Here is a 16,199-nt window from a genome sequence, read left to right as displayed (position 1 = left end):
TGAAGCGTGGTCATTGTTCGCTCCTGACCGAGGGGAGTGGCGCACAAGAGAGGTCGGAGCCGTCGAAGAACTCGCCCGCACGGTAGACGAGCGCGGGTCGATCCGAGTAAACGGCGCCCACCACCTGGGCGATGAACGCGGTGTGGGTGCCAAAGTCCAGTCGCTCACAGACTTCCGCTTCCATCCACGCGCAAGCGCCGGTGAGAACGGGTGACCCGTGCTCGGCCCGTTCCCAGGCAATGGTCGCGAACTTGTCGGCACCCTTGCTCGCGAACACTGCTGCCGTCGAACGTTGATCCGCGGCGAGGATGTTGATGCCCAAATGGGTGGAGTGCAACAGCGGGTCGTGAGTGGCGGAGGACTGCTGGACACATACCATGACCAGCGGTGGTTCCAGCGAGATGCTCGTGAAGGCGTTGACCGCCAGGCCTTTCGGTGTGTCCTGATCTGTGGTTGTCACGACGGTGACGCCGGTGACGAAGGTGCGGTGAACGCCGCGCATGGTGGCGTCGTCGACAGTGGGGGCGGGTTGGGTGATCATTTCTGCTCCTGGCGTGCTGGGTGTGGGCGGGGAAGTCGACCAGCCCGCACCCTCGGGTGCGGGTCAGTCCCTCGGTGCGATTCAGACCGACTTCTCTTCGGTGAACTCGTCGAGTCCGGAGCCGCCGAGAGGGTCGATCATGAAGGGATCCTTTTCGGGGAACGTCGATGGACTGCGGACGCGCCTGCGGCGCGGCTGTCGAGGAGGTCGGCGACTTCGTTGTCGGTGTAGCCGAGTTCAGAGAGGACGGCGACGGTGTGCTGGCCCACGAGGGGCGCCGCGACGGAGGTGGTGCGGCGACGGCCGTCGAGGGTGAAGGCCAGGCCCGGACTGGTGTACGAGCCGTCGCCGTCGGTTGCGGCGACGTCGACGAGGATCTCGGACGCCACGACGTCCTTGTCCTCCGCGATATCGTCGAACGATCGAACTGCGCCGCAGACGATCTGGGCGGAGAGCAGTCGCTCGATCGCCTGGGCCCTGGTCATCGCACCGAACGCCTCGGACAGAGCAGCCAACAGCTCCGGGCGGTGCGCCACCCGAGCAGGATTGTCGACGAACCGCGGGTCGTCGATCATCTCCGGACGGTCGATGAGAGTGCACAGCGCAGACCATTTCTCGGTGGTGTAGGCCGACAGCACGATCTTCCCGTCGGCCACGGTGACGATGTCGGCGGCGGGCGCGGCGAGGGCCTGGCCGTTGCCCTTGCGCCGTGGAGCCCGGCCGGTAAGCGCGTACTCGCCCCAGTTGAAAGCCTGCATCGACAACGTCGCCTCCATGAGCGAGGTCTGGACGTGCGCCCCGCGCCCGGTCGACGTCCGTTGGTACAGCGCCGCAAGGATTCCGGTGGCGAGCGCGTTGGCCGCGGTGACGTCGGCGACGGGCAGACCCAGCCGTTGCGGTTCCCCGTCCGCTTCACCGTTGGCGTGCATGAGCCCGAACTCCGCCTGAGCGGCGATGTCAAGTCCCGGACGGGCACTCGACGGCCCGTTGGTCCCGAACCCGGTCACGCTGGCGTACACCAGCCGGGGGTAGCGCCTACTCAGCTCGTCTGGGCCGATGCCCAGGCGTTCGGCCGAGCCGTGGCGAAAGTTCTGTACCAGCACATCCGATTCCGCCAGCAGCTTGTGCAGGATCACCCGGGCTTCGTGGTGGCGGAGATCGAGGGCGATGCTGCGTTTGTCCCGGTTGTAGGCGTGCACCATCGCTTCGCCGAACGTGCCGATGGCACGGGCCTGGTCGCCGCTCAGGCTCTCCACCTTGAGCACGTCCGCGCCGAGGTCCGCCAGGGTCTGGCCCGCGCTGGGGCCGGCGATGTACTGGCCGAGATCGAGCACCCGGATGCCGGTCAGAGGTCCGCACATTGTGTTCACCGTGCCTCTCGTGCCGCGCGCTCGGCGGTCAGCTGCTCGGCCCGCGCCTTGGCCTTCTCCGGGTTGCGCATCAGGCTGCCGATGACGCCGAGCACACACACCGTGATGCCGACGAACATGAAGCCGGGCGAATAGCCCAGCGCCGCGCTCGGTGCATGCTCGACGATGAACCCGATAACGTACGGCGCCAGGATGACTGCGCCGCTGGTGATGGCGAACGCGGAGATCGCTAAGACCAGCTGGTGTCCGGTATCGCCCGGACGTGTTTCGATGGTGACCATAACTATCCTCCGGAATGAGTTCTCGGGCAGCGAATGCCCTGGGGTGTCGGGCCGGGAACAGGCCTTCCGGCAGACGGACGACCACGCCGTAGTCGACCAGGGTCTGGGCCAGGCGGTACACCGGTGGACCCGGGGGCAGGTTCAGCGCTTGTGCTGCCTCTGCCATGCCGATGGGCTTCTCGGTCTGCGCGATGAGAACAGCAGGTCCAACGCGCGCACCGCTGCCTGGCGGAGCCATCGGGATCGACGTCGTTCATGCGGCTGCACCTCTCGCAATGTCCATCATGTGGACGTATGTCTACCTACTGGACATCGACTCTCGTCACATCACGGGGGGTTGTCAAGCCCTAGCGCCGTTGCAGTGCAACATTCGTCGCATGACGCCCGGGGGTTGCGGACGTACGGTTCAACGCTTTATGGTTCGTCCATGCTACAAACAGTTGTCCACTGAATGGACAGGCCGAGGGGCACTCGCCCCACCCCCGACCAACAAGGAGCTCGTATGTCGACACCGACTCACCACCCGGACCTTCACTTCGGATGGTTCCTCCCGACCAACGGGGACACCACTGCGTTCGGGGATCCGGACAAGTCAACTGCCCCCAGCCTGGAACTCTTCGAGAGGGTCGCCAAGGCCGCCGAGGCGGCCGGTTTCGAATACGCCCTGGTGCCCGTGCAGACCGCGTGCTACGAGGCGTGGATCTCCTGTGCGATGGTCGCGGCTCGTACCGAGCGCCTCACGCTTCTCGTGGCCGCCCGCCCCGGCGTGATCGCGCCGACGGTCACCGCCAAAATGATCAGTACCTTCGACCAGCTCTCCGGCGGGCGCGTCGCGATCAACCTAATCGCCGGCGGTTCCCCCACCGAAATGGCCGGTGACGGACTCTTCCACGATCACGACGCGCGTTACCGGCTGATGGACGAGACCGTCGAGATCATGAAGCGGGTGTGGACCGAGCGCAGTCCCGTCACCCACCGCGGTGAGCACTTCACGGTGGAGGGCGCCGTCGTCCGGCCCCGCCCGTTGCAGAAGCCGTACCCCGAGTTCTACCTCGGTGGCATGTCCGACGCCGCCGTCGACGTGTGCGCGAAACACGCAGACGTGTACCTCTTCTGGGGTGACCGACCCGAGTCGATCGCGCAGAAGATCGCCGAGGCCAAAGAGCGCGCCGCGCTGTACGGCCGCGAGGATCAGATCCGTTTCGGCATGCGCCTGCAGGTCATCGTCCGCGACACCGAGGCCGAGGCGTGGAATGCCGCCGAGGCGCTGATCGCCAACGCCGACAAGCAGAACGCCCGCACCGACGACTGGACGGAGTCGAAGGCACAAGACCGCATGCAGGAACTCGTGCAAGCCGAGAATTACCGTCTCGGCGACCACCTCTGGAGCGGGATCACCACCGTGCGGCCCGGTGCCGGCGTCGCAGTCGTGGGCGACCCCCAGCAGGTCGCCGACACCTTGTCGAAATTCGTCGACGTCGGCTGCACGTCGTTCTGCCTCTCCGGCTACCCGCACGACGAGGAAGCCACCCGGTTCGGCCGGGATGTCATGCCACTCATGCGCCAGCGTGCTTCGGTGGTCGCGGCGGGCTGACTCGGCCAGGCAACGGGATCGAACCGGAGGAAACGGACAGGGGTGAGCGCACGAGGCGCGACATCTCATAAGCACCCATCCCCGATCTAGAAGTTTTGACCGACGTGAGCGACACCGCCAAGATCAAGGTGATCATTCTCCCGATGGGAACCATGCACGCCGATCTCGTGTGGTTGCTCATCGACCCGAGCCGAATGGCGACTCGCTCGACCCCACAGATACAACGTGACTGGGTCGAACTCCACCCACCTACTCGGTCCAATTTGAGCACCCGGACGGCAGAAGTTGCTCTGGGGCGCGGGCATGCCCCGTGACTGGAAATCGCGTTGGGCACCTCCCGGACTGAACGAGGCATTCCCGGTCGACACGGTAACCGAAGATATGCGGCTCGATTCCCAGACAGTCTCGGCAACCGGACCATAGTGACGCTGCTCTGTCCTGAGACTTCACCACACAGCGAGAGCGACCGCGCCCTTTGTCCGCCCGTTGGCGTGCGATCGACCCCACCCTGCATTGAGCGAGGAATACAAGTGAGCAAAAAAATCCAATGGTTCGTCGACGGCGGCTGGGTTGCGCCGGATACAACAGACCAGACCATCGAGATCTACAATCCGACGACCGAAGAGCTGATCGGAACGGTGCCGGCGAATACCGCCGAGGACGTGGACCGTGCAGTGCAGTCGGCGAAGGCAGCCTTCCGAACTTGGTCTCAGACGACGTACCCCGAGCGCGCCACATACCTGCGGAAACTCCGTGACGGGTTGGCTGCCCGCGCGGAAGAGATCGCGAGCGCCATCACCGCCGACGTCGGCACGCCTCTTCGCATCGCCACGCGCATTCAGGCCGCCCTCCCGGTCACTGACATCGAGACCTACATCGAACTCCTCGAGGCAGGCATCGGCGACAGTAGGGTCGGAAACTCAGTCGTCGTGGCCGAACCGATCGGGGTGGTCGCCGCAATCACCCCGTGGAACTATCCGCTTCACCAGATCACAGCGAAGCTGGCGCCGGCGCTTGCCGCGGGCTGCACCGTCGTGCTCAAGCCCAGCGAGGTGGCGCCGATGGTGATCGAGCACCTCGGGGAAGCGCTTATCGAGGCGGGGCTGCCGGCGGGAGTGGTCAATATCGTTCACGGGTATGGATCAGAGGCCGGCGAAGCACTCGTGACACATCATGACGTGGACGCGGTCTCGTTCACCGGTTCGGTAGCCGCCGGCGCTCGCGTGGCTGCGCTTGCCGCCGCGTCCATCAAGAAGGTCACGCTCGAACTCGGCGGCAAATCCGCGAATGTCGTGCTCGCCGACGCGGACCTGAAGACCGCCGTCAAGGTCGGTGTGTCCAATGCCTTCCTCAACAGCGGCCAGACGTGTATCGCATGGACTCGGCTGCTGGTGCCTGCGAATCGACACGACGAGGCCGTCGAACTCGCGGTCAATGTCGCCGAGGCGATGACCGTCGGCGACCCGGCCGATCCGGGAACCAAGCTCGGCCCGTTGGTGTCCGCCGCCCAACGCGACAGGGTCCGCGCGTACATCGACAAGGGCATCGCTGAAGGAGCCCACTTGGCCACCGGAGGTGTCACCGTTCCAGACGGCATCGACAAGGGCTTCTTTGTCGCACCAACCATTTTCGCCAACGTGGACCCGGACTCTACGATCGCCCAGGAAGAGATCTTCGGCCCGGTACTCTCGATCCTTCCGTACGTCGACGAGGAGCAGGCACTCGAGATCGCGAACGGTACCAACTACGGCCTGCACGGCTGTGTGTGGTCCGCAGACCCTGCACGCGCCGAAGACTTCGCGCGTCGGATGCGGACCGGTCAGGTTGACGTCAACGGTGCCCCACACAACCCCAGAGCACCGTTCGGTGGCTACAAACACTCCGGGGTGGGCCGTGAGTTCGGTCGCGAAGGGCTCCTCGAGTTCCAAGAGATCAAGTCGATCCAGCTCTAATCACTTCACGATGGATCGCGCTGCTGCCAGTGGCGCGATCCGGTCCTCCCATGGCCGCTCGCCACCCCAAGCAACACTGCATGAGCGTCCAAACAGTCCCAACTATGCCAGGGGAGGCTTCGGGCTCGGCGGTCGAGCGACATTCTCGAGAAGAGTGGCGCTAAGCGAATCCAAGGAGAATGGTTGCGGCGCGGTAGGTGATTGCCGCCACATTCGATACCGAGTAGGCCGCATACAGGTAATTAATCGTGCGCACACTTAGCAAGATGATCTCCCACGCAGTCGCGAACCCGAAACTGATTAGCCAGTTCCTCGTCCGGTGCCGCTGGGCGGCCCGGCAGTGAGGGGGACGCCGCGAGCGCTGCGACCTTCCTGTCGCCCCGGCCCGCACCTTCCCTGAGCAGCTATTGAAACTGTTCCACGATGTCGTTCCCCGTGGGCCGCTCAATGCGGAAGTCGGACGAGGGTCTGCAAGTCGCGAGACTGATCGTGAATTCCGATGTGGCGATGGAGGTCTAACGACCGCGTGTCGCCGAACGACCAGGGCGCGAACGTGAGGATCTGCGAACACAGCATCCGACGATGATCACCGCACCGGTGCCCGTTCTGATGTCGCGAACTTCGCGACGGAGGAGTCGCTACGTACCACCAGGGCGAGGACGGGATCACCAACCGCGGCAGTTCATTTCACCAACCGATCCGAACGAAAGGACTCTCGATGACGATGCTCGTCATGGGTGCCGTATGTATCGGCTTTGCCTCGGTCATCGGTGGCGCCACCGGTTTCGGAGCCGCACTCATGGCGACGCCCGCCATGTTGATGGTCGGATTCGATGTTCCCGAAGTCGTGTTCGTCAACCTGGTCGCCGGCCTGGTCACCCGCCTCAACATGGCGTACCAACTTCGGAACCAGATCAACTGGCGCCGAGTGGCGCTACTGGGCGGTGGCAGCCTGCCCGGCGCTTGGCTCGGTGCGGTGACGCTGAACATGCTGCCGGAGCAGTACTTGAAACCGGCGGCGGGGGCGCTGGTGATGCTGTGCGGAATCGCCATGACTCTCCCGGTCCGGACGACAACGCCCCGAAATCCACCCGCTGCAGCGCAGGCACTCACCGGCGTCGTCGGCGGCTACCTCGCAACCACGACATCCCTCAACGGTCCGCCTCCGGTTCTGCTCCTGATGCGTGCGCGGGTGCCACCACTGTCTTTCATCGCTGATCTCGCAGGCTATTTCATCGCTGCCAACATCACGGCGGTCGGGATACTGTGGATACGCGACGAGATCACAGAGTCGATGATCTGGCCGCGTCTACCAATCTTCGTGGTGGCCGCGGTGGTCGGCAACCTCGTCGGACTGTCGATCGCCCGCCGGCTGCCAGCAGAGGTGTTTCGGACTGCCGTCATCGTGTTAGTGATCGCCGCCGGCGCGGTGACTCTCGCCGCCGGATAGGAATCCGGCAGAGAGGGAGCGGTTAGCATTTTATCCTCCACTCGACGCATGAGGGGTACCAGTTCGCGCAAGCCGCCGACCGATTCGGATATCCACCGGGACTGATCGAGTCGGGCTGCCTCGCCAGCATTGATGTGCGGTAGACGGAGTACTTTCTGGCGGTGGTGGACAACGTAGGCATCAACAGGGCAGCGGTGGCGCTCCGCGTCGCTCAGCCATCACATTCTCAATCCATTCGCAAAGCTCGAGAGTGAGTTGAAGACGGAGCTGCTCCAGGGTCGGCCGGGGGCTCGCGCTCGCTCCGGCCAGGCGAGTGGGTTGAGGGTGATGAAGACCGCACAGGCGGCACTTCGTGAGGCCCGCGAGGTCAGACGGGTACGGATCGACATCGCCGCGCTCTCGGACATGTTGACCGGCCGACTTCCTCGTGGGACACGCGTTTTCGCGGCAGACTTCTTCACGTGCGCGTGCGGGCGGAGGAGCACGATGTTGTGCCCCGACCCTGGTGGAGGCTTTCATCACACGGAAGGATGAAAGTCATGGTTGCACCGAAGAAGTACCCGGACGAGTTGCGGGCACGAGCGACGAGGACGCCGTCGCGCCGGACCATCCGTCACGCCGAGCTCACGAAACGGATCGTCCGCACTCATCGCGACAACTACGGGGTCTACGGCGCCCGGAAGGTGCACGCGACCTTGCAGCGGGAAGGCGTACCGGTCGCTTGGTGCACCGTCGAACGGTTGTTGCGCGCCGCCGGTCTGCGCGGGATCTCCCGTCGTCCGGGGCCTCGCACCACCCGGCGGGCACCGCCGCAGCACCATCCCGGCGACCTGGTGGGCCGTCGCTTCCGCGCCGATCGACTGAACAGGTTGTGGGTCGCCGACATCGCGTACTGCCGAACGTTCTCCGGGTTCGTCTATGCGGAGTTCGTGCTCGATGTGTTCTCCCGGAGGGACCGCATGCGGCGTGTCGGGGCCGGTGGCGACCCGGTGGTTCCGCCACGCTGGTGGATGCCACCGATCGAGTTGACCCCGGTCTCGGGGAGGTACCTGTCGTTCACCGAACGCGAGGATATCGCGCTGTTGGGAGCCAAGGGTATGAGTATGCGCGGCATCGCTGACCAGATCGGACGATCCCCGTCGACGATCTCGCGGGAGTTGCGGCGCAACGCCGCCACCCGCAATGGGCGGCTCGAGTACCGGGCGTCGACCGCCCAGTGGAAGGCCGACCTCGCCGCGAGGCGCCGATGCCGGCGAAGCTCGCCGAACACGATCGGTTACGAGAATATGTGCAGCACAATCTGTCCGGAGTGATTCGTGCCGAAGATGGAACCGTGGTGGCAGGACCGGATACAGGCTGGACGGGCCGAAACAAGCCTCGGCGCGGTGATCGTCGGTGGGCGACCGCGTGGAGTCCGGAGCAGATCTCGAATCGCCTGCCGATCGACTATCCGGATGACATGTCGATGCGCGTTTTGCATGAGGCGATCTACCAATCGCTCTACATCGAGGGTCGCGGCGGCTTGGAGCGGGAGCTCGTCGCGTGCTTGCGCACCGGCCGGGCGCTACAAAGGCCTCGTGCCCGAGCGTGGAACAGCGCACCGGATTCATCACCGACGAGGTGACCATCAGCGCCCGTCCCGACTAGGTCGAGAGCCGGAAGACGCCGGGGCATTGGGATGGCGACCTCATCATCGGTCTGACTCAGTCCGCGATCGGCACGCTGGTCGAGCGCACCAGCAGATCTACTACCCTACTACACCTGCCGCGCCTGAAAGGCGATGGAACATCGGCGATGGTGAAGAACGGGCCGGCACTGTCCGGATATGGTTCGGAGTCCGTCCGCGATGCGCTCGCCACAACACTGACACCGCTGCCCGAACACCTACGCAAAACCGTGACATGGGATCGCGGAAAGGAACTCGCGCGCCATGCCGAGCTGACCGCCTCTACCGGTATTCGTGTCTACTTCTGCGATCCGTACAGTCCATGACAGCTCGGAACGAATGAAGACACGAATGGTCCGCTGCGGCAGTATTTTCCGAAGGGAACTGATCTGTCCCGACACAACTTCCGTGAACTTCAGGCGGTCGCCGATGCGCTCAACAACCGGCCCCGAGAAGTCCACGGTTGGAAACCTCAGCGGAAGTCTTTGCCGAACAGGTACACTCGTCCTCACGGCACGGTGTTGCGACGACCGGTTGAATCCGCTCCGCGGTGGCGTGGGCGAACGTGTCACTGCACCAGTCCGCCGCGGCGCAGGCGGCGCTGAACCGTATCGACACCTTCCTCGCCCGCACACCACCACCCGAGGCGGAGAAGATGCTGGCCGGAGGCGGACGTGCTCCGCGGCGTCCTCGCCGACCACACCGACGGGGTGGAGGAGTTGGTCACCCCACGCCTGACCAGCCGGATGACCACAGCCCATGGCTGGTCTCGGTGGCGGCGAATCTGTCTTCCTTTGTGAAGATCCACCGATTCGAGTTCGACGAGGCGCGAGCGCTGCAGCGGTGGGCGGCTCCATACCATCACCGTTCCAACGGCCCGTTCAGTGCGGTCTACGGATCCTCCTATGCAGGCCTGGCTGCCACCGAGCAACTCGCCGGCGCCGAGGAGAGCTATCAGCACGCGTTGCAGGTCGCGAGGGAATCGATGGGCACCCGATCGCATGCGGGACGGATGGCCAGCGCCCTGCTCGGTGGCGTGCGCTATGAGCAGAAAGCTCGATGGTGTGGGCATTGAGGATCGGATAGCGTACCGGAAAGGCTCAGGCCTTGACATGCCACAGTCAAGCACCGCCTGGACGAGGCGGAGCGCTTGCTCGACGAGAGCCGCGAGTTGGGATCGGAAATCGCGCTCGTCGACGTCATGATCGCCATCTATGTCATCGGTTCTCGTGTCAAGCACCTCACCGGCGACACGGCGTCGGCGACCGCCCTGTTGACCCAAGGGGGCGACATCGCACAGACCATGTCACTTCCACGACTCGCGGCCCGAGTCGACGACGAACGAGTCCGGCAGGCTCTCACTTCCGATCTCCCCGAGGGGTTCGACGTTCGGGAACAGGGCCAGCCCCCGCCGGCGACAGCCCCACGAACCGCCCAGGCGAACGGAATCGCGACGATCACGGCACGGACGAAAGAGGCCTCCGCGATCCGGCTGTTTCTCGCCGACCACACCAACGCCCAGGCGGAGGTTACCGGTTCCCGGGCTCGGGCACTGGTGCAGGCCACCACCGCACAGGGTCGGCCGCGGGCACTGGTGCAGGCGAACGTGCTGTTGACGGCGTGCCTCGCCGCAGCCGGAAGGATGCCCGAGGCAGAACAGGTGCTCGCTCCGGCCGCGGCGACCTGCTCGAGGCTGCATCTTCCCCGACTCCTGCTGGACGCGAGTCCGCCCGTACGATCGGTGGCTGCATCCCTTCGCGACGCCCAACGCGGCGGCCGCTGGCGGGCGCAGTGGCCGACCATTGCACCCGAATTCCTCGACACGGTGGCGCACCCGGTCTGAGGGTTCTCGCGGCGGGTTCTAATTCTCGGGGGGAGGGTTGGGCCGCCGACGCAGGGGTCCACCGATTCCGAAATATAGTGAATTCCAACCGAATACCTTGATCATTCGAGGTGACTCGCTACCGCACGGTGCCTTCAGTCGCCCGGTGGCCGACCCGGGGGAATGGCCAGCGTGGGTCTGATCGAAGCGTGCTGAGTTCTGTGTTCGAAATCCTTGGCCATGCCGAGCAATTGGTCCTCGGCGCGGTGCCGCCCGACGAGCTGGACTCCGAGTGGGGTCCCGGATTCGCTGAAGCCCGCCGGCAGCGCGATGACGGGATGGCCGGTCACCGTGACGTGGCAGGCCGTCTCCATCCATCCGAGGTAGTCCGGCTGCGGTACGCCGCACACGGACTCGGGGTACTGCAGGGTGACGTCGAATGCGGGTAGCGGTGCCACCGGGAGAAGCAGTCCGTCGTACGTGTCGAGGAACTCGCGCATTCGATGGAAGAGTCCGGTTCTGAGCAGTGCCGCCCGGCCGACGTCGCGCCCGGCCAACTGCCGGCCAGCGATCATGTTCTCGTACAGGCTGGGCCGGACCAGATCCTTGTTCGCATCGAAGAGTTCACCGAACGCCGCTTCGAACTGCCACGCCCGAAGGATTCGGAAGCACTCTCCGGCCCCGTCGAAGCTCGGACATGCCTCCTCGACGACCGCTCCGGCCTCCTGGCACGTGCGCGCGGCCTGTTCGACCACTCGACGTACCTCCGGTTCCACCGGGACGCTACCGCCCAGATCCACGGAGAACGCAATTCTTCGACCGTGCAGACCGTCTTCGGCGACGGTGGCGAACCGGGATCCGTCCTCCTCCAGGCTGATGGGTGACCGGCGGTCGGGGCCCGCGAGGACGGACAACAACAACGCGACGTCGTCGACGCAGCGCGCCATCGGCCCTGGAACGGACAGCCCGCACCACCCGTCCGCCGCCGGGTACGTGGGTACACGCCCCGCGCTGGGACGCAGCCCGACCACGTTGCAATATCCGGCGGGCAGACGAAGTGATCCGCCCATGTCGTTGCCGTCCGCGATCGGATGCATCCCCGCGGCGAGTGCCGCTGCGGCGCCGCCGGACGAACCACCCGCGGTAACCTCGAGATCGTACGGATTCCTTGTCGCACCGAAGAGTTCGTTGAAGGTATGCCCACCGGCGACGAACTCCGGAACATTGGTCTTACCCAGCGTCACGACTCCGGCCGCTTTCATGCGTTCCACGACGAGATCGTCACGGTCGGGAACATACTGTGCACGGATGCGCGACCCGAAGGTTGTCCGCACTCCCCTGGTGAGGTGGTTGTCCTTGTGCGCCACTGGAATGCCGTGCAGAGGGCCGTCCCACCCCCCGGCCGCGAAGCGTTCGTCGGCAGCTGCCGCCTGTGTCATCGCGAGGTCGGGAATGTACGTCACGACGGCGTTGACGGCAGGGTTGACCTCCTCGATCCGCGCAAGATGCGCTGACACGGTTTCACGGGCGGACAGCTCACCTGCACGCATGAGCCGGGACAGCTCGGTCGCACTGCGGTAGTACAACGGCTCCGACATCAAGGACCTTTCTTCACAGTCTGGGGCATCAACGCGGGCCATCCGAGATGTCCAGGTTCGCGATCAGATCTCGCGCTTCCCGGGACAGCACCCCGGCTTCTCCCGGTTCCGGAAGTTCGAACCACAGTTGCAACAGTCCTTGTTCCACAATCAATCGATAGGTCCGTGGGCGATCCGGAACCGGTGAGCGCTGAGGACGGCGGTCGACGAAGCCGGCGTCCTGTGCGGCGCCGCAGTCGTCGAACAGCCTCGCCGTCCGACGACCGTGCGCCCAGTCGGGCAGATCGACCCGGTCGAGTTCGCGTGCAATCATCTGGCCGATCTTTCCCGCGCCGGGTCGCGGTGGTGCTCCCGCCTGCAGAAGGCTGTTCCGGAGATTGTCCGAAGTGACACGCAGGACCCAGGATGCGCCGATCCTCGTAGGAGTGTGGAGCTGAAACCCCGGCCAATCCGCATGCGCGATGGAGTGCAGCACCGTACTGCCGTCGCATCCCAGCTGGGTAACCGACCTTCGCGAATAGGCGATCCCTCGGGCCACCGGATCACTCAGGCCCAACTCGCCGAGCAGTGTCAACGCCCGGCTCGGCGCCGCTCCTCCGTATCCGACGTCCACTTCGTCGACCGCAATGACGTCTCCACTGTCCACTTCCCACAGCATGTGCGGAACGATCAGAGATCCCGATGTATTGGTGAGGAACCACCCCGGGTCACAACCGGACGACCAGAAGACGTCGCTTGCCGCGAAGCCGGCAACGATGCGAGTGACTCGTGCCTCGAGCTTCTCGACGTGGCGCAGGGCGTTCGCAGGCCGCGCCCAGATCATTCACCCCACCGCCTTCCCGCTGAAGCCATCCAGTCGCCCGCACCCAGATCCAGTAGGGCGTTGTGCGCGGCGACGAAGGGTTCGATGGGAAGTCTCGTGATTCCCGCACCGACCTGCCCGATTCCTGCGGACCGGTGCGCAAATCCGTTGTTCACGACCGGAGCGATTCCTGTTCGCGCGACAGCTTCGACGTCAATTCCCATCGGCGTGCCCCGAAACTCCTCGTCCGGGATGAGGAACCGACTACTGCCGCCCCGGGTGATCTGCCGCATCTCCGCCACATAGTCCTTCAGCGCGCTGGGATTGCCTCCGATATAGGAGCTGATTGCCGGCGCGGCGGACAATGCGAAGGCACCGAGACCGATCACCTCGGTCACGAGGGAATCACCCATCATCGGACAGGCATCATCGAAGGTGAATCCATCGAACAACTTCGGATCTCCCACCGGCGCGGGCGCCGTGATCCACGAGTCGAGACCGCTCACGCGAATCCCCATCCGCCGCCCGTTCCCTGCGATCGCGGTCACCAATCCCCTTGTTCCACAGCGGTGGGCGGCATCGGCGACCAGTTTCGCGCCCGCCATGGAGAACGACAGGAAGGAGTGTGGATTGCCGCCGAGGAACTCGATGATCGCCGCCGCGGTCTTCGAGTCCGGGGCATGTTCGATCACTCTGGGTGCAAGCCTGATCGTGAGCGCTGCCGTCGACGCGACGTTCCGATTGTGGCATTCATCGCCCCGCCGAAGCCCCTCCGCCTGCAGCGCAGTGATGTCGATACCGCCCATCGACCTCAGAGCGTCGTCGAGTACCGGCGCCAGAACGACACTCATCCACCGAAGGCGCTCGATGACCCCGGCGTCGTTGGCACCGAATCGAAGTGCCCGGCCGAGTCCTTCGTTGAGCGGTGCGAATGCCTTGTGACCGTTCTCCGCTTCGACAACCACCACCGGGGTGCTCGGAGAGACGACACCGGCCATCGCCCCCACGGCGGACGCCGAATGACACGGCCGCAGATCGACCTCCCCGGCGTCGAAAAGTTCGGCTGCAGCGTCGAGATCGGGAGCCTCCCCCTCGAGCACCAACGCCCCGAGAATCGCGCCCCTCATCGGACCGACGACCTCGCCGGGCTCTACCTGCGGCCCGGCGTGCAGATACGAGCGCCGACCCACCGCATCGATGACGTCCCCCGCCCGTCTCACGCCGACGGCGTTCGCCGTCGCGGTGTCGAGCACCGCCCAACCATCCCTTACAGTCATGACAACTCCAATGAAAGTCGCGAACGACGCGTCCGGCCGGTTGGATGACCGGCCCACGGACGGCGTCTACAGATCGTGGTGAGCCGGCGTGCGCATCGACTCACCTGATTGCCCCAAAGATACCGAGACACAGCCCATTCAGCGAGATCAGGCTGGCCACATCTTTCCGATGGCAGGTATCATTTCGAATGATGATCGACTGCCGGCGACGGCGGGAGAGGTGACGAGAGTTGCGAACGAAACTGAACCGAATCGACTTGAACCTTCTCGTCGGCCTGGACGCCCTCCTGTCGGAGCGAAGCGTGTCGCGCGCCGCGAAGCAACTCTCCGTCGGACAACCGGCGATGAGTGGCACTCTGTCCCGGCTACGAAAATTGTTCGACGACCCCCTACTCGTCCGTGACGGGTCATCGATGACGTTGACGCCACTCGCAGAGTCCCTCACCTACCTGGTCCACGACATACTCGGATCGATCGAGACACTGGTGGCCGTTCGTGCCCCGTTCGACGCGGCCACTGATACCCGCACCTTCACGATTCATGCAAGCGACTACGTCACGCTCGTGCTACTTCGTTCGTTCATCAGAACGGCCGCCGACCAAGCGCCGAACGTACGGATCAATATCGCTCCCCCGCAGGCGAATTACTTCGATCCACTGCGTGAGGCGCAGGCCGATCTGGTGATCATCCCGCGAGAGATCGTCGGTCACGGGGGAACCGCCTACGCCGGCACTCCCCTCTTCACCGACCGGCACATCTGTGTGGTGGCGACGGACCATCCCGTTGTGGGTGACGTGATGTCGAGAGAGCAGTTCAGCGCGCTTCCCCACCTGTCCGCCACCGGCGGCATCCCGCCGTCCTTCGCAGAGACCCAGCTCGACGCCATCTCGCTGCCCTTACGTATCGAAGCGTCGACGACCAGTTACCTCGCCGCACCGTTCCTACTGGAAGGAACGCAGATGGTCGCGGTGCTGTACGAGCGTCTGGCACGAGCGCTCCGCGACAGCGCAGGTATTCGACTGCTCGAGCCGCCGGTCCCGCTGGCTCCGATCACCGAGATGATGTACTGGCATCCACGCCATTCCGACGATCCCGGGCACCGATGGCTTCGCCGCGAAGTTCGCCGACTGGCGGAGCAACTGTGAGTCGTCATCGATCCGGCGAGTGGTCGGCAGGGCACATCAGCGATGCACCTTCCCCCGCCACCGCGATGCGGTCACCGGAGAACAGCGCTGTCAGCATTCCCTGAAATGCGCGCTCGATTTCCCCTGTCGGCGAGATCCACAGTTCGCGGTCGGAAATGTACGGTAATTCGTCGAACACGCTCAGCGTCGCCTGATTGCGGGTACTCACAACAATTGCTCGAGATAGTATGTCACCGGCGTCCGCTACCGGATGAATAACTTCGATGGACGCCGCCCACTCCGTATATATTCGACGGAGTGTTTCGATATTCTCGGTAACTCCGCGCATCGCGTTCGCCACGCACGCCGAATAGACGAGAAGCCGTTTCAATTCCCGGACGTCCCCGGGTGGTGCCGCGCCGAATCCCGGCGCCGTTGCCGGCATGCATCGTCGGGGCGACAACACGTAGGTGCCCGAACCCTGCCGTCGCTCGAGGATCCCCGAATGCGCCAGAACTTGCACGGCCTCCCGCACGGTGTTTCGGCCGGTACCCACCATCTCGGCCAATGCCGGCTCGGGTGGGATCCGGCTTCCTACCGCCCACCGTCCCGAGACGATCTCGTCCTCGAACCGATCGATCAGCTGAGCGACCAACCCCTTACGGTCCACCGTTTTCAATTCTTTTCTCTTTTCTCGAACACAGCGCCCCACCCGGAGCGGA

14 protein-coding genes and 2 pseudogenes are annotated in these 16,199 nt (G+C 64.7%); 9 read left to right on the top strand and 7 right to left on the bottom strand.

Translation table 11 applies throughout. The annotated features are described in order from the left end of the window. Nucleotides 1-10 precede the first annotated feature (10 nt). The 3 genes from RJ1_RS02735 to RJ1_RS02725 all read right to left on the bottom strand — a co-directional run bounded on the left by RJ1_RS02735 (nucleotide 11) and on the right by RJ1_RS02725 (nucleotide 2,192). Nucleotides 11-541 (bottom strand): flavin reductase family protein, encoded by a 531-nt coding sequence (locus RJ1_RS02735; protein WP_073358347.1) that lies wholly within the window; start codon nucleotides 539-541, stop codon nucleotides 11-13. A 137-nt stretch (nucleotides 542-678) separates the two neighbouring features. Continuing rightward, a complete protein-coding gene (locus RJ1_RS02730; RefSeq protein WP_240319780.1) occupies nucleotides 679-1,902 on the bottom strand; it encodes a CaiB/BaiF CoA transferase family protein in 1,224 nt (407 codons plus the stop codon). A gap of 5 nt (nucleotides 1,903-1,907) precedes the next feature. Continuing rightward, nucleotides 1,908-2,192: a hypothetical protein gene (locus RJ1_RS02725; protein WP_073358345.1), complete on the bottom strand. Its 285-nt coding sequence runs from the start codon at nucleotides 2,190-2,192 to the stop codon at nucleotides 1,908-1,910. 502 nt (nucleotides 2,193-2,694) lie between these two features. On the opposite strand from RJ1_RS02725, the gene RJ1_RS02720 reads away from it, so the two are divergent. The 8 genes and pseudogenes from RJ1_RS02720 (at nucleotide 2,695) to RJ1_RS02675 (ending at nucleotide 10,697) form a co-directional block, all read left to right on the top strand. Beyond that, on the top strand, nucleotides 2,695-3,786 hold the full coding sequence (locus RJ1_RS02720) for an LLM class flavin-dependent oxidoreductase (protein WP_073358344.1): 1,092 nt from the start codon (nucleotides 2,695-2,697) through the stop codon (nucleotides 3,784-3,786). A gap of 530 nt (nucleotides 3,787-4,316) precedes the next feature. After that, the gene (locus tag RJ1_RS02710) at nucleotides 4,317-5,738 is read left to right on the top strand and encodes an aldehyde dehydrogenase family protein (protein ID WP_073358342.1); all 1,422 of its coding nucleotides are present in this window, start codon (nucleotides 4,317-4,319) and stop codon (nucleotides 5,736-5,738) included. A gap of 718 nt (nucleotides 5,739-6,456) precedes the next feature. After that, on the top strand, nucleotides 6,457-7,188 hold the full coding sequence (locus RJ1_RS02705; protein WP_073358341.1) for a sulfite exporter TauE/SafE family protein: 732 nt from the start codon (nucleotides 6,457-6,459) through the stop codon (nucleotides 7,186-7,188). Between the two features lie 155 nt (nucleotides 7,189-7,343). Further along, the gene (locus RJ1_RS48770; protein WP_073358340.1) at nucleotides 7,344-7,442 is read left to right on the top strand and encodes a hypothetical protein; all 99 of its coding nucleotides are present in this window, start codon (nucleotides 7,344-7,346) and stop codon (nucleotides 7,440-7,442) included. Nucleotides 7,443-7,718: 276 nt separating this feature from the next. Next, nucleotides 7,719-7,958 (top strand): annotated as a pseudogene (locus RJ1_RS47245) (IS3 family transposase); the annotation flags it as partial. 148 nt (nucleotides 7,959-8,106) lie between these two features. Continuing rightward, nucleotides 8,107-9,392: pseudogene (locus RJ1_RS47240) on the top strand (IS30 family transposase). Nucleotides 9,393-9,419: 27 nt separating this feature from the next. Continuing rightward, complete coding sequence (locus RJ1_RS45735) at nucleotides 9,420-9,929, top strand: hypothetical protein (protein WP_143048898.1); 510 nt, start codon at nucleotides 9,420-9,422, stop codon at nucleotides 9,927-9,929. A gap of 75 nt (nucleotides 9,930-10,004) precedes the next feature. Further along, the gene (locus RJ1_RS02675; protein ID WP_073358337.1) at nucleotides 10,005-10,697 is read left to right on the top strand and encodes a hypothetical protein; all 693 of its coding nucleotides are present in this window, start codon (nucleotides 10,005-10,007) and stop codon (nucleotides 10,695-10,697) included. A 134-nt stretch (nucleotides 10,698-10,831) separates the two neighbouring features. On the opposite strand, the gene RJ1_RS02670 is transcribed toward RJ1_RS02675, so the two are convergent. From RJ1_RS02670 to RJ1_RS02660, 3 genes are read right to left on the bottom strand one after another with little or no spacing between them, the layout of a single operon-like run. Continuing rightward, nucleotides 10,832-12,274, bottom strand: coding sequence for an amidase (locus tag RJ1_RS02670; protein ID WP_083400512.1), 1,443 nt, complete (start codon nucleotides 12,272-12,274; stop codon nucleotides 10,832-10,834). Between the two features lie 28 nt (nucleotides 12,275-12,302). Continuing rightward, complete coding sequence (locus RJ1_RS02665) at nucleotides 12,303-13,097, bottom strand: hypothetical protein (protein WP_073358335.1); 795 nt, start codon at nucleotides 13,095-13,097, stop codon at nucleotides 12,303-12,305. Then, nucleotides 13,094-14,353, bottom strand: coding sequence for a YlbE family protein (locus tag RJ1_RS02660; RefSeq protein WP_073358334.1), 1,260 nt, complete (start codon nucleotides 14,351-14,353; stop codon nucleotides 13,094-13,096). The genes RJ1_RS02665 and RJ1_RS02660 overlap by 4 nt, the downstream gene beginning before the upstream one ends. 230 nt (nucleotides 14,354-14,583) lie before the next feature. On the opposite strand from RJ1_RS02660, the gene RJ1_RS02655 reads away from it, so the two are divergent. After that, nucleotides 14,584-15,498 (top strand): LysR family transcriptional regulator, encoded by a 915-nt coding sequence (locus RJ1_RS02655; protein WP_083400513.1) that lies wholly within the window; start codon nucleotides 14,584-14,586, stop codon nucleotides 15,496-15,498. 4 nt (nucleotides 15,499-15,502) lie between these two features. On the opposite strand, the gene RJ1_RS02650 is transcribed toward RJ1_RS02655, so the two are convergent. Next, nucleotides 15,503-16,147, bottom strand: coding sequence for a FadR/GntR family transcriptional regulator (locus RJ1_RS02650; RefSeq protein WP_074872977.1), 645 nt, complete (start codon nucleotides 16,145-16,147; stop codon nucleotides 15,503-15,505). Nucleotides 16,148-16,199: the final 52 nt, after the last annotated feature.

Origin of the sequence: Rhodococcus jostii NBRC 16295 (assembly GCF_001894825.1) — a bacterium.
Lineage (GTDB): Bacteria > Actinomycetota > Actinomycetes > Mycobacteriales > Mycobacteriaceae > Rhodococcus_F > Rhodococcus_F jostii.
This window is presented reverse-complemented; position numbering and strand designations above follow the sequence as displayed.